General features: G+C 71.1%; 9 protein-coding genes. 7 read left to right on the top strand and 2 right to left on the bottom strand.

All coding sequences use genetic code 11. From position 1 onward, the window contains the following. Positions 1-2 precede the first annotated feature (2 nt). A complete protein-coding gene (gene ftsY / locus ACODRX_RS00190; protein WP_488868818.1) occupies positions 3-1,166 on the bottom strand; it encodes a signal recognition particle-docking protein FtsY in 1,164 nt (387 codons plus the stop codon). A gap of 73 nt (positions 1,167-1,239) precedes the next feature. Here ftsY and ACODRX_RS00185 point away from each other — a divergent pair, with 73 nt between their 5' ends. The 7 genes from ACODRX_RS00185 (at position 1,240) to ACODRX_RS00155 (ending at position 12,353) form a co-directional block, all read left to right on the top strand. Continuing rightward, the gene (locus ACODRX_RS00185; protein ID WP_488868816.1) at positions 1,240-2,697 is read left to right on the top strand and encodes a M16 family metallopeptidase; all 1,458 of its coding nucleotides are present in this window, start codon (positions 1,240-1,242) and stop codon (positions 2,695-2,697) included. Between the two features lie 64 nt (positions 2,698-2,761). Beyond that, positions 2,762-4,108, top strand: coding sequence for a M16 family metallopeptidase (locus ACODRX_RS00180; RefSeq protein ID WP_488868814.1), 1,347 nt, complete (start codon positions 2,762-2,764; stop codon positions 4,106-4,108). Next, the gene (gene rsmD / locus ACODRX_RS00175) at positions 4,108-4,725 is read left to right on the top strand and encodes a 16S rRNA (guanine(966)-N(2))-methyltransferase RsmD (RefSeq protein WP_488868812.1); all 618 of its coding nucleotides are present in this window, start codon (positions 4,108-4,110) and stop codon (positions 4,723-4,725) included. Before ACODRX_RS00180 ends, rsmD begins: the two co-directional genes overlap by 1 nt. A gap of 48 nt (positions 4,726-4,773) precedes the next feature. After that, a complete protein-coding gene (gene coaD, locus ACODRX_RS00170) occupies positions 4,774-5,271 on the top strand; it encodes a pantetheine-phosphate adenylyltransferase (RefSeq protein ID WP_488868810.1) in 498 nt (165 codons plus the stop codon). Between the two features lie 127 nt (positions 5,272-5,398). Continuing rightward, on the top strand, positions 5,399-8,842 hold the full coding sequence (locus tag ACODRX_RS00165; protein ID WP_488868808.1) for a transglutaminase family protein: 3,444 nt from the start codon (positions 5,399-5,401) through the stop codon (positions 8,840-8,842). 8 nt (positions 8,843-8,850) lie between these two features. Then, positions 8,851-11,436, top strand: a complete 2,586-nt coding sequence (locus ACODRX_RS00160; RefSeq protein WP_488868806.1) for a circularly permuted type 2 ATP-grasp protein — start codon at positions 8,851-8,853, stop codon at positions 11,434-11,436. A gap of 20 nt (positions 11,437-11,456) precedes the next feature. Continuing rightward, positions 11,457-12,353, top strand: a complete 897-nt coding sequence (locus tag ACODRX_RS00155) for a transglutaminase family protein (RefSeq protein WP_488868805.1) — start codon at positions 11,457-11,459, stop codon at positions 12,351-12,353. An 8-nt stretch (positions 12,354-12,361) separates the two neighbouring features. On the opposite strand, the gene ACODRX_RS00150 is transcribed toward ACODRX_RS00155, so the two are convergent. Further along, entirely contained in the window at positions 12,362-13,336 is a 975-nt protein-coding gene (locus ACODRX_RS00150) for an alpha-E domain-containing protein (protein ID WP_488868803.1), read from the bottom strand.

The following is a 13,336-nucleotide window of genomic DNA, read 5'->3' as shown; positions in this document are numbered from 1 at the left end:
CATCAACTCAGCAGCGCCTGGGCAAACTCCCGGGCGCTGAAGGTCTCCAGGTCTTCCAGCCTCTCGCCGACGCCGATGAAGTAGACCGGGATCGGCCGCTCCTGCGCGATGGCAGCGAGCACGCCGCCCTTGGCGGTGCCGTCGAGCTTGGTGACGATCAGGCCGGTGAGCGAGAGCGCGTCGTCGAAGGCGCGGACCTGGTTCAACGCATTCTGGCCGGTATTGCCGTCGATCACCAGCAGCACCTCGTGCGGCGCCGAGCCCTCGGCCTTGGTGATGACGCGGCGGATCTTCTTCAGCTCCTCCATCAGGTGCAGCTGCGTGGGCAGGCGGCCGGCGGTATCGACCAGCACCACGTCCTTGCCCCGGGCCTTGCCGGCCGTGACGGCATCGAAGCTCACCGCCGCCGGATCGCCCCCGTCCTGGCTCACGATCTCGACCATGTTGCGGTCGGCCCAGACGCCGAGCTGCTCGCGCGCCGCGGCGCGGAAGGTGTCGGCCGCGGCCAGCAGCACCGCCTGCTGGCTGTCCGCCAGGTGCTTGGTCAGCTTGCCGATCGAGGTGGTCTTGCCCGCGCCGTTGACGCCTGCGACCATGATGACGGTGGGCTGGTGCTCGCCGATGACCAAAGGCTTTTCCAGCGGCGCCAGCAGATCGGCCAGCGCATCGGCCAGCAGCGACTTGACCGCGGCGGGCTCGGTGGCCTTGGCTTCCTTGACGCGGCGCTTCAGGTCGGCCAGCAGATGCTGCGTGGCCTTGACGCCGGTATCGGCCATCAGCAGCGCTTCTTCCAGCTCCTCGTACAGCTGCTCATCGATGCGCGTGCCGGTGAAGACGGTGGTGATGCTGCTGCCGGTCTTGCGCAGCCCGCTCTTGAGCCGGAACATCCAGCCCTGGCGCTCGGCCTCGCTGCCCGTGCTGGTAACGGTGGGTGGGTCATCCGCCTGCGGTGCCGGTACAGGCGCAGGTACAGGTATAGGTGCCGGTGGCGCGGGCAGGGCGGCGGGAGCCGGTGCAGGGGGGGGCGCCGCCTCGCTCTTGCCGAAGGGGTTGCGCAGCCAGCTCTTGCCGGCGGGCGCTTCTGGCTCCGTGGGGGCGGGTGCCGGCGCCGGGCTGGCGGCTGCGGGATCGGCGGTGGGGGATTTTTTCTTAAAGAAACTGAACATTGGCGGCTACGTAGAATCACACCGGTCTGCAGCCCCGACCTCGATGGGCTGCCAACGGTATTGGTCCTATTCTATGAAACGTTCCCTGTCCCTGCTGGCCGCTACGGCCTGGATCGCCTGTGCCGCTGCCTCGGCGGCACCTCCCGCTGCTCCTGTCGCCAAGGCAGCCGCGGCTCCCATCGCCACCAACGCCGCCGGCGCGCAGCAGTTCACGCTGAAGAACGGCATGAGCCTGATCGTGCAGCCCGACCGGCGCGCGCCCACCGCGGTGCACATGGTGTGGGTGCGGGTCGGCTCCATCGACGAGGTGGATGGCCGCTCGGGCCTGGCCCATGCGCTGGAGCACATGATGTTCAAGGGCACGCCCACGGTGGCGCCGGGCGATTTCTCGCGCAAGGTGGCGGCGCTGGGCGGGCAGGACAATGCCTTCACCAACCGCGACTACACCGGCTACTACCAGCAGATCCCAGCGAACCGGCTGGAGCAGGTGATGCGCCTCGAGTCCGACCGCTTTGCCCACAACCAGTGGCCCGACAGCGAGTTCAAGAAGGAGATCGAGGTCATCAAGGAAGAGCGCCGCATGCGCACCGAGGACAGCCCGCGCGCCAGCCTGATGGAGCAGCTCAACGCCGCCACCTTCGTCGCCTCGCCCTACCACCGCCCGGTGATCGGCTGGATGGGCGACCTCGATTCGATGACGCCCGACGATGCGCGCGAATTCCATCGCCAGTGGTATGTGCCCGCCAATGCCGTGGTCGTGGTGGCCGGCGACGTGGATGTGGCCCGGGTGCGGGCGCTGGCCGAGAAATACTATGGCTCCATTCCCGCCCGCGCGCTGCCGGGGCGCAAGCCCCGGCCCGAGCCGCAGCAAAAGGGCGTGCGCCGCGTCGACTACAAGGCGCCGGCGGAGCAGGCCTATGTGCTGATGGCCTTCAAGGTGCCGGACCTGGAGTCGCTCAATGCGCCCCAGGCCGGCGACCAGGATGCGCTGGCGCTGCTGATGCTCTCGGGCGTGCTCAGCGGCTACGACGGTGCGCGGCTGGACCGGCGCCTGACCCAGGGCGACAAGCGCGTGGCCGATGCCACTTTCAGCGGCGCCAACGTGGTCAACCGCGGGCCGGCGACCTTCGTGCTGGGTGGCATTCCCGCCAATGGCCACAGCGCCAAGGAAGTGGAGGACGCGCTGCGCGCCGAGGTGGCGCGTGTGGCCCAGGAAGGGGTGAGCGATGCCGAGCTGGCCCGGGTCAAGACCCAGTGGACGGCCTCGACCGTCTATGAGCGCGATTCGGTCTTCGGCCAGGCCAACGACCTGGGCTCGAACTGGGTGCAGGGCCTGCCGCTCGATGCCAACGACAAGCTGCTGGTGCTGCTCAAGACCATCACCCCGGCGCAGGTGCAGGCCGCGGCGGCCAAGTACTTTGGCGATGACCAGCTCACCGTGGCCACGCTGGTGCCGCAGCCCCTGTCGGATGCCGACCGGGCGGCGCAGCGGCGCGCAGGCGATGCCAGCGCCAATGGTGCGGTGCATTGACTGTCAAAATCCATAGCTGATTGCCTAATACAGATAAGCCCTGTAGCCAAATTCGATGCAAAAAATGATCCATTTCCCATTCTCTCGCCGGCTTGCGCAGGCCGCCCTGGTCGGGGCCGGCGCGCTGCTGTCCGCCCACAGCGCCTGGGCGCTGCTGCCCATCCAGCACTGGACGCAGGACAGCGGTGCGCAGGTCTGGCTGGTCGACAGCCCCACCATCCCGATGGTGGACGTGCAGCTGAACTTCGATGCCGGCAGCCGCCGCGACCCGGCCGAGCAGGCCGGCCTGGCCAGCGCCGCCGCGCGCATGGCCTCCAAGGGCGTCAAGGCCGACGCCAGCCAGCCCGCCATGGACGAGAACGCCATCGGCGAGGCCTGGGCCGACCTGGGCGCGAGCTTCAACGCCGGCGCCAGCGAGGATGCGCTCAGCTTCTCGCTGCGCTCGCTCAGCGATCGCAGCCTGCTGGAGCGCGCCGCCGACCTGGCCGCGCGCCAGATCGGCCAGCCCAGCTACGATGCCGCCATCTGGCAGCGCGAGCGCGAACGCTGGAGTGCGGCCATCAAGGAAGGCGACACCCGCCCGGGCGTGGTCGCGGCGCGGGCGCTCAACGGCGCGGTGTTCGGCGCGCATCCCTACGGCCAGCGCCCCACCGAAGCCACGCTGGCGCGCATCGATCCGGCCGCCATGCAGGCCTACCTGCTGCGCCATGTCGACGCCTGCCGCGCCAAGGTCACGCTGGTGGGCGCGCTGGACCAGGCGCAGGCCGATGCGCTGGTCAAGCGCCTGCTGGCGCGGATACCGGCCCAATGTGCGGCGCTGCCCGCGGTGCCCGCGGTGCAGCCGCTGGCCAAGGCAGAGCAGCAGGACATTCCCTTTGCCGCCGCGCAGGCCCAGGTGCTGCTCGGGCAGCCCGGCATCCGCCGCGCCGACCCGGACTTCCTGGCCGTGCTGGTGGGCAACCATATCCTGGGCGGCGGCGGTTTCGCGTCGCGGCTGATGGAGGAGGTGCGCGAGAAGCGCGGCCTCACTTATGGCGTGTATTCCAGCTTCAGCCCGGGCCTGGATGCCGGTGCCTTCGTCGTCGGCCTGCAGACCCGGCCCGACCAGGCCGCCCAGGCCTTGCAGGTGACGCGCGAGGTGCTGCAGAAATTCATTGCCGGCGGCCCCACCGACAAGGAGCTGCGCGACGCCAAGGACAACCTCATCGGCGGCTTTGCGCTGCGCATCGACAGCAATGCCAAGCTGCTGGGCAACGTGACCAACATCGCCTGGAACGGCCTGCCGCTGGACTACCTGGAGCACTGGAGCGAGCGCGTCGAGGCGCTGACCGTGCAGGACGTGCGCCGCGCCATGGCGCGCATGGTGCAGCCCGAGAAAATGGTGACCGTGGTGCTGGGGGCCAAGCCCTGATGGCCCGCGCCAACCCCAAGCCGGTCCCTGCCCGGCGCGGCGCGGCCGGCGCCAGCGGCGAGATCCGCATCATCGGCGGCCAGTGGCGCCGCACCCGGCTGCAGGTGCTGCAGCGGCCCGATCTGCGGCCCACGCCCGACCGCGTGCGCGAGACCCTGTTCAACTGGCTCGGGCAGGACCTTGCCGGTTGGCGCTGCCTCGACGCCTTTGCCGGCAGCGGCGCGCTGGGCTGGGAAGCCGCCTCGCGCGGCGCCGCCGAGGTGCGCATGGTCGAGTCCGACGCCGGCCTCGCGCAGCAGTTGCGCGAGCAGGGTGCCAAGCTGGGCGCCGGCATGGTGCACATCGTGCGCGGCGACGGCGTGGCCGCGCTCAAGGCCAGCGCGCCGGGCCACTGGCATGCGATCTTTCTGGACCCGCCGTTTTCCGGTGCCTGGTTCGAGCCGGCCCTGCAGGCCGGCCATGCGGCGCTGGCCGACGACGGCTACCTGTACCTGGAGGCGCCGCAGGCCTGGGGCGCCGAGGCCCTGGCGCCGCTGGGCTGGGCGCTGCACCGCCACCTGAAGGCCGGCGCCGTGCATGCCCACCTGCTGACCAAGCTGCGACCGGAGCCCGCGTAGAAATCGGCTATGCTGCGGCGGTCTGCGCTTTGACACGAGGAATTGCCTGTGACCCCCCACGTCGTCGCCGTCTACCCCGGCACCTTCGATCCGATCACCCTGGGCCATGAGGATGTGGTGCGTCGCGCCTGGCAGCTCTTCGGCCATGTGATCGTGGCCGTGGCGACCGGGCACCACAAGAAGACCATGTTCTCGCTGGAAGAGCGCCTGGCCATGGTGCGCGAATCGGTCCAGGGCTACGAAGGCGTGCGGGTCGAGACCTATGACGGCCTGCTGCGCGACTTCGTGGTGGCGCAGGGCGCGAACGCGGTGGTGCGCGGCCTGCGCGCGGTGACCGATTTCGACTATGAATTCCAGCTCGCCGGCATGAACCGCTCGCTGATGCCCGATGTGGAGACGGTCTTCCTCACGCCCAGCACGCGCTACCAGTTCATCAGCAGCACCTTCGTGCGCGAGATCGCCACCCTGAGCGGCGAGGTGGACCAGTTCGTCTCGCCCCATGTGGCGGCGCTGCTGGCCAGGAAAGTGGCACAGCGCAGCGCCTGAGTCCGCTGCCCCGGCCGAAGCCGGGGCGATGGATCCCCCTTGGTGCGCGGTGCACCAATTCGGTGCGTTGTCCGTGGCCTGGAACTTGCATGCGCTGGCGTGGACGCCACCAAGAACCGGGTATTCCATGTCCATCCATGCCGCACTCCACCACGTCACGCACTACACCTACGACCGCCTTGTCGAGCTGGGGCCGCAGACCGTGCGCCTGCGCCCGGCGCCGCACTGCCGCAGCCGGGTGCTGTCGTATTCGCTGCGGGTAGAGCCCGCGCAGCATTTCATCAACTGGCAGCAGGACCCGTTCTCCAACTACCAGGCGCGGCTGGTGTTTCCCGAGAAGACGCAAAGCTTCAAGGTCGAGGTCGATCTCGTGGTCGAGATGGCGGTGTACAACCCCTTCGACTTCTTCCTGGAGCCCGAGGCCGAGCAGGTGCCCTTCCAGTATGGCGACACGGTGCGCCAGGAGCTGGCGCCCTATCTCGCCGCCGCGCCGCTGACGCCGCTGCTGCAGGCCTACCTGGACAAGACCAGGAGCCATCTGGGGGCCGAAGGGCAGCGCACCATCGACTTCCTGGTGAACCTCAACCGCCAGGTGGCGCAGGACATCCGCTACCTCATCCGCATGGAGCCGGGCGTGCAGACGCCCGAGGAAACCCTGGAGAAAGCCAGCGGCTCCTGCCGTGACTCGGGCTGGCTGCTGGTGCAGCTGCTGCGCCACCTGGGCCTGGCGGCGCGCTTCGTCTCGGGCTACCTGATCCAGCTCGCACCCGACGTCAAGGCGCTCGACGGCCCGAGCGGCACCGAGCACGACTTCACCGACCTGCACGCCTGGTGCGAGGTCTACCTGCCCGGCGCCGGCTGGATCGGCCTGGACGCCACCAGCGGGCTGCTGGCGGGCGAGGGCCATATCCCGCTGGCCTGCACGCCGCAGCCTTCGGGAGCCGCGCCCATCGAAGGGCTGGTGGACGAGGCCGAGGTGGAGTTCAGGCACGAGATGCGGGTCACGCGCGTCTACGAATCGCCGCGCGTCACCAAGCCCTACAGCGACGAGCAGTGGCAGGCGGTGCTGGCGCTGGGCGAGCAGGTCGACGCTGATCTGCAGGCCGGCGACGTGCGCCTGACCATGGGCGGCGAGCCCACCTTCGTCGCGGTGCATGACCGCGATGCACCCGAATGGAACACCGATGCGCTCGGGCCGACCAAGCGCGGCTTTGCCACCGAACTGGTGCACAAGCTGCGCGCCGAATACGGCCAGGGCGGCTTCCTGCATTTCGGCCAGGGCAAGTGGTATCCGGGCGAGCAGCTGCCGCGCTGGGCGCTGTCGATCTGCTGGCGCGCCGATGGCCAGCCGGCCTGGGGCAACCCGCAGCTGTTCGCCGACGAGCGCGAGCCCTCGCACTACACCAGTGCGGACGCGAGCCGCTTCGTCCATGCGCTGGCGGGCAGGCTCGGCCTGAGCGGGCGCCACATCGAGGCCGGCTATGAGGACGTGTTCTACTACCTGTGGCGCGAGCGGCGCCTGCCGGTGAATGTCGATCCGTTCGACGCGCGGCTGGACGACGAGCTGGAGCGCGCGCGGCTGCGCCGCGTGTTCGCGCAAAAGCTCGACGCGGTGGTCGGCTACGTGCTGCCGCTGCAGGCGGACGACGGCCCGGCGGCCGCGGGTAGCCGCTGGAGCACCGGGCCGTGGTTCTTCCGCGACGAGCGCATGTACCTCGTGCCCGGCGACTCGCCCATGGGCTTGCGCCTGCCGTTGGACTCGCTGCCCTGGGTGAGCGCGGGCGACTACCCCCACCAGATCGCGCAGGACCCGAGCGCGCCGCAGGCGGCGCTGCGTGCCGCCGCGGCGATGCGCGCGCGCTATGCGATGCAGGCGCCCCAGCCGCTCGCCGAGGGCGAAGGCGGCGGCATGGCCGATCAGGTCGGCAGTGCTGGCAGTGGCGAAACCGTGCGGCTGCCGGCGCGCTTCACCTCGGCCCAAGGGCTGCTGCGCACCGCGCTGTGCGTGGAGGTGCGCGATCCGCAGCGTGCCAACGGCCCCCGGGCCGAGGGCGCGGCCGACCGCGGCGGGGTGCTCTATGTCTTCATGCCGCCGCTGGCGCGGCTGGACGACTACCTTGAGCTGCTCGCCGCAGTCGAGGCCACGGCCGAGGCGCTGGGCGTGAAGATCGTGCTCGAAGGCTATCCGCCGCCGCGCGATGCGCGGCTGAAGCTGCTGCAGGTCACGCCCGACCCCGGCGTGATCGAGGTCAACATCCACCCCGCGCACCACTGGCGCGAACTGGTGCAGCACACCGAATTCCTGTACCGCGCGGCCTGGGAGTCGCGCCTGTCGGCCGAGAAGTTCATGACCGACGGCCGCCACACCGGCACCGGCGGCGGCAACCACATGGTCATGGGCGGCGCCACGCCGGCCGACTCGCCCTTCCTGCGCCGGCCCGAGCTGCTGGCCAGCCTGCTGCTGTACTGGCACAACCACCCCAGCCTGTCCTACCTGTTCAGCGGCCTGTTCATCGGACCCACCAGCCAGGCACCGCGCGTGGACGAGGCGCGCAACGACCAGCTGTACGAGCTGGAGATCGCGCTGCGCGAGATCCGCCGCAACCGTGAGCTGCACGGCCAGCACATGCCGCCGTGGCTGGTGGACCGCACACTGCGCAACATCCTCGTCGACGTGACCGGCAACACCCACCGCAGCGAGTTCTCGATCGACAAGATGTTCTCGCCCGACTCGGCCACCGGCCGCCTGGGCCTGCTGGAGCTGCGCGCCTTCGAGATGCCGCCGCATGCGCGCATGAGCGTGGTGCAGCAGCTGCTGCTGCGCGCGCTGATCGCCCGCTTCTGGAGCGAGCCCTACCAGGCGCCCGCCGCGCGCTGGGGCACCGAACTGCACGACCGCTGGCTGCTGCCCAGCTTCATCCAGATGGACCTGCGCGACGTGCTGGCCGAGATGGCCGAGGCCGGCTATGCCTTCGATCCGGCATGGTTCGCGCCGCATTTCGAATTCCGCTTCCCGTTCGTCGGCGCGGTGCAGTCGCGCGGCATCGAGCTCACGCTGCGCTGCGCGCTGGAGCCATGGCATGTGATGGGCGAGGAGGGCGCCATTGGCGGCACCGTGCGCTACGTCGATTCCTCGCTGGAGCGCATCGAGGTGCGTGTCACAGGCCTGAACGACAGCCGCTACGCCATTACCGTCAACGGCCAGCCGCTGCCGCTGCAGCCCACGGGCACGCAGGGCGAGTTCGTGGCCGGCGTGCGCTACAAGGCATGGAACCCTCCGAGCGCGCTGCACCCCACCATCGGTGTGCATGCGCCGCTGAGCTTCGACATCGTGGACACCTGGATGCAGCGCTCGCTCGGCGGCTGCCAGTACCACGTGGCGCATCCCGGCGGCCGCAACTACGCCACCTTCCCGGTCAATGCCTACGAGGCCGAGAGCCGCCGCCTGGCGCGCTTCTTCCGCATGGGGCACACGCCCGGCCGCATGGCCGTGCCGCCGGCCACGATCGAGCTGCCGGGTAGCCGCGAGTTCCCGTTCACGCTCGACCTGCGCCGGCAGATGCGGCCCTGAACGCCCCCATGCATGGTGGACAATCCGGCGTTGTGGATCCATTGACAGACACTCCGCCCTTAGCCGGCTTGGCTGACTTTGCCGACGCCGCCAGCCTGGCGGCCGCGCTCGCGCCGCCGGCCGCCGCCGGGCATTTCGACGAGCTGCGCGGCCACGGCATGCCGGCCGGCTCCGCCTGGGGCGACTTCTTCGCGCAGCTCGGGGCGCATGGCCTGCAGGACCTGGGGCGCCGCATGCGCAGCCTGCAGCGCCAGGTGCACGACAACGGCATCACCTACAACGTTTATGCCGATGCCGGCGGCCCGCAGCGGCCGTGGTCGGTGGACCTGTTTCCGCTCATCCTCGGGCAGGGCGACTGGCAGCGCATCGAGGCCGGCGTGCTGCAGCGCGTGCGCCTGCTGGAGCGGATGATGGCCGACGCCTACGGCCCCCAGCAGCTGCTGCAGCGCGGCCTGCTGCCCGGCGCGCTGGTGCATGGCCACCCCGGCTACCTGCGGCCCATGCACGGCGTGCGGCCGGTGGGCGGCACGCACCTGCATATCGCGGCCTTCGACCTGGCGCGCGATGCACAGGGCGGCTGGTGGGTGGTGTCGCAGCGCACCCAGGCGCCGTCGGGGCTGGGCTATCTGCTGGAGAACCGGCTGCTGGTCTCGCGCCTGTTTCCCGAGGCGTTCGGCCCCATGCGGGTGCAGCGCATCGCCGCCACCTACCGGGCGCTGCTCGACGGCCTGCGGCGCATGTGCCCCGAGGGCGGCGACGCCCGCATCGTGCTGCTGACGCCCGGGCCCTACAACGAAACCTACTTCGAGCACGCCTACCTGGCGCGCTACCTGGGCCTGCCGCTGGTGGAGGGCAGCGACCTCACCGTGCGCGATGCGCGCCTGTACCTCAAGACGCTGCATGGCCTGCAGCCGGTGCACGGCATGCTCAAGCGGCTGGACGACGAGTTCCTCGACCCGCTAGAGCTGCGCCCGGACTCGCGCCTGGGCGTGCCCGGGCTGCTGCAGGCCATCCGCGCCGGCAATGTGCTGGTGGCGAATGCGCCGGGCTCGGCCTGGCTGGAGTCGTCCGCGCTGCTCGGCTTCATGCCCGCGCTGGCGCGCCAGCTGCTGGGCGAGGAGCTGGCGCTGCCGGCGCTGCCCACCTGGTGGTGCGGTGAGGAGGCCGCCATGCTCGACGTGCTGCCGCGCCTGGCGCGCAGCGTGATCCGGCCCACCTGGCCCGGCCCGCAGGGCGTGGCGGTGCTGGGCGGAGCGCTGGCGCCGCAGCAGCTGCAGCAATGGGCCGAGCGCATCCGCCAGCAGGGCGATGCCTATACCGTGCAGGCCTACCAGCCCTTGTCGCAGATGCCGACCTGGCGCGAAGCGCGCGCGCCGGGCGAGAGCCCGATGGCGCTGCGCTCGGTGATGCTGCGGGTGTTCGCGGTCTGCGACGGCGCGCAGTCGTGGCAGGTGCTGCCCGGAGGGCTGGCGCGCATTGCCACCGACGAGCGCGAGATCGCCTCGATGCAGCGCGGCGGCAGCAGCGCCGACGTCTGGGTGCAGACCGGCGGCCCGGTGGACGCGACCACGCTGCTGCCCCCCGGGCGCGCGGCGCCGGCGGTGGTGCAGCGCAGCCGCCAGGTCACCAGCCGCGCGGCCGAGAACCTGTTCTGGCTGGGCCGCTATACCGAGCGCGCCGAGAACACGGCGCGGCTGGCGCGCATCGCGCTGCAATGCAGCAGCGGCGAAGAGCAGGCCTCGCGCCCGCTGCTGGCCTGGATTGGCGCACTGGCCGCGGAGCAGGGCATGGTGCCGGCCACGGCGGCGCGCCTGGGCTTCGAGCGCGCGCTGATCGCCGGGCTGGCGGATGCCGAGACGCCCAGCGTGGGCTACAACCTGGGCGGCATCCGCGGTGCCGCATCGGCGGTGCGCGAGCGCCTCTCGCCGGCGTACTGGAGCCTGATCGAGCGCGCCCATGCCGACTTCGTGCGGCAGTGCCGCGAGGGCGGCGACGGCATCGGCCTGGCGCCGCCGGAGGTGGTGCCCGTGCTCGATGCGCTGCTGGGCCGCATCGCGGCGATGACGGGCGAGCAGTCCGACCGCATGACGCGCGACGACGGCTGGCGCCTGCTGTCGGTGGGCCGCTACCTGGAGCGGCTGGGCTTTTTTGCCGACGCGCTGGCGCGCGGCGTCGAATTCGGCGCGGTGTTCGCCGAAGACGGCTTCGAGGCCATGTTGGCGCTGTTCGACAGCACCATCACCTTCCATGCCCAGTACCAGCAGCGGCGCGACCTGCCGGCGCTGCTGGACCTGCTGGTGCTCGACCACGACAACCCGCGCTCGCTGGCCTGGGTGGCGCAGACGGTGCGCGGCCGGCTGGCCAAGATCGAGGCCGCCGCCGAGGCCGCCGCGCCGGCGGCGGGCACCCTCATCCCCGATGCCGCGGGCCTTGCGCTGCAGGCGCTGTGCGCGCAGGATGGCGGCGGCCGCCATGCGGCGCTGCTGCGCCACCTGCACGAGTGCCGCAGCGGCGCCTGGCGCCTGTCGGACCTGCTGGCCACGCGCTACTTCACCCATGCGGCCGATGCGGCGCGCCACAGCGTCGGCGCTTGAGGCCGCGAAGGAACAGGCCCATGCAGCTGCACGTGATCCACGAAACGGTGTACGACTACAGCCCGCCGGCGGCCAATGCCCAGCACCTGGCCCATTTGCGGCCGCGCGCCACCGCCACCCAGCGCACGCTGTCGCATGCGCTGCACATCAGCCCGCAGCCCACGCAATGCAGCGACGGCGAGGATGCCTTCGGCAATCCGCGCTGTTTCTTCAGCCTGCCGTTCATGCACGATGCGCTGAGCGTGCGGGCGGACAGCCTGCTCGAGACCTGTGCCCCGCCCGAGGCCGCGCCGGGCCTGCCGTGGGAAGCGGTGCGCGAGCGCCTGCGCTACCGGCGCGGCGCGGGCTACGAGAGTGCGGCCCAGTTCGGTTTTGCCTCGCCCTACGTGCCCCGGCATGCGGATTTCGCGGCCTATGCCCGCCCGAGCTTTGCCGCGGGCCGGCCGCTGCCACAGGCGGCGCGCGAGCTGGTGTCGCGCATCCACGCGGACTTCGCCTATGCCGCCGAGGCCACCGATGCCGGCACCCCGGCGCTCGAGTCGCTGCGGCTGCGCCGCGGCGTGTGCCAGGATTTCGCCCACGTGATGATCGGCTGCCTGCGCAGCCTGGGCCTGGCGGTGCGCTATGTGAGCGGCTATCTGCTGACCGTGCCGCCGCCCGGCCAGCCCCGCCTGGTGGGCGCGGATGCATCGCATGCCTGGGTCTCGGTGTGGTCGCCCGCGCCGGACGGCGGCGGCCAGTGGCTGGACCTGGATCCGACCAACGACCGCGCGGCGGGCGAAGACTATGTGACCCTGGCCTGGGGCCGCGACTTCTCCGACGTGTCGCCGCTGCGCGGCGTGATCCATGGCGGCGAGCACCATGCGCTGCGCATCAGCGTGACGGTGGCGCCGGCCGCGCAGATGCTGGGCCCCTAAACACGTTCTCAGGCCGGCGCCAGGAAATCCCGGCGGATGCGCGCGCCCAGCTCGTTGAGCCGGCCCAGGAAGCCGGTGATGAAGGCATGCAGCCCGCTGTCCAGTATCTCGTCGATGCGGGAAAAACGCAGGCGCGCCAGCAACTCGCCGCCGCGGCGGCAGGCTTCGCTTGGCTGGCCCTGGCGGTTTTGGGAGCCTTGGGGGTCGCCGGCCAGCAGCTCCAGGTTGGCCTGTACCTGCCGCATGCTGGCGTGCAGCGAGCGCGGCATGTCGGGCCGCAGGATCAGCAGTTCGGCCACGCGCGCGGGCGTCACCGCGTCGCGGTACACCTTGCGGTAGGTCTCCAGGCCCGAGACGCTGGCCAGCAGTGTGCTCCAGTGGTAGAGATCATGCTCCGGCGCCGCCGTGCCGAGGGCCGGGGGCGGCGGCGCGGCGTGGAACTTCGCGCCGAGCAGGCGCGCAGTGTTGTCGGCCCGCTCCAGGAAGGTGCCCAGGCGCATGAACTGCTGCGCCTCGTCCTGCAGCATGGTGCCCACGGCCACGCCGCGCGACAGGTGCGAGCGGAAGACCACCCACTCGAAGAGCTGCGCCGGATCGCGTTCGAGCGCGTTGCCGCGCAGCAGGCGCCTGGCTTCCAGCCAGGTCTGGTTTTGCACCTCCCATGCCTCGGTGCTCAGCGTGCCGCGCACCGCGCGCGCATTCTCGCGCGCCGCGCACAGGCAGGCCAGGATGGACGAGGGATTGGCCGCGTCGCCGACCATGAAGTCCAGCACCCGCCCGGGCGCCACCGGGCCATGGCGCGCGGTATAGGCCGGCAGCAGCTCGCTGATGGACAGCTGCCCCTGCCAGAGGTGCTCGGCTGCCGCCGCCTGGCGGGGCAGCAGCGCGGTCTGGTAGCCCGCATGCAGCATGCGGGCGGTGTTTTCGGCCCGCTCCATGTAACGGGCCATCCAGAACAGGTGGTCGGCGGTGCGGCTCAGCAT

The sequence above is a fragment of the Comamonas sp. FG99 genome (assembly GCF_057808605.1).
The sequence above is the reverse complement of the archived record's forward strand: the minus strand, read 5'-3'. Positions and strand labels throughout refer to the sequence as shown.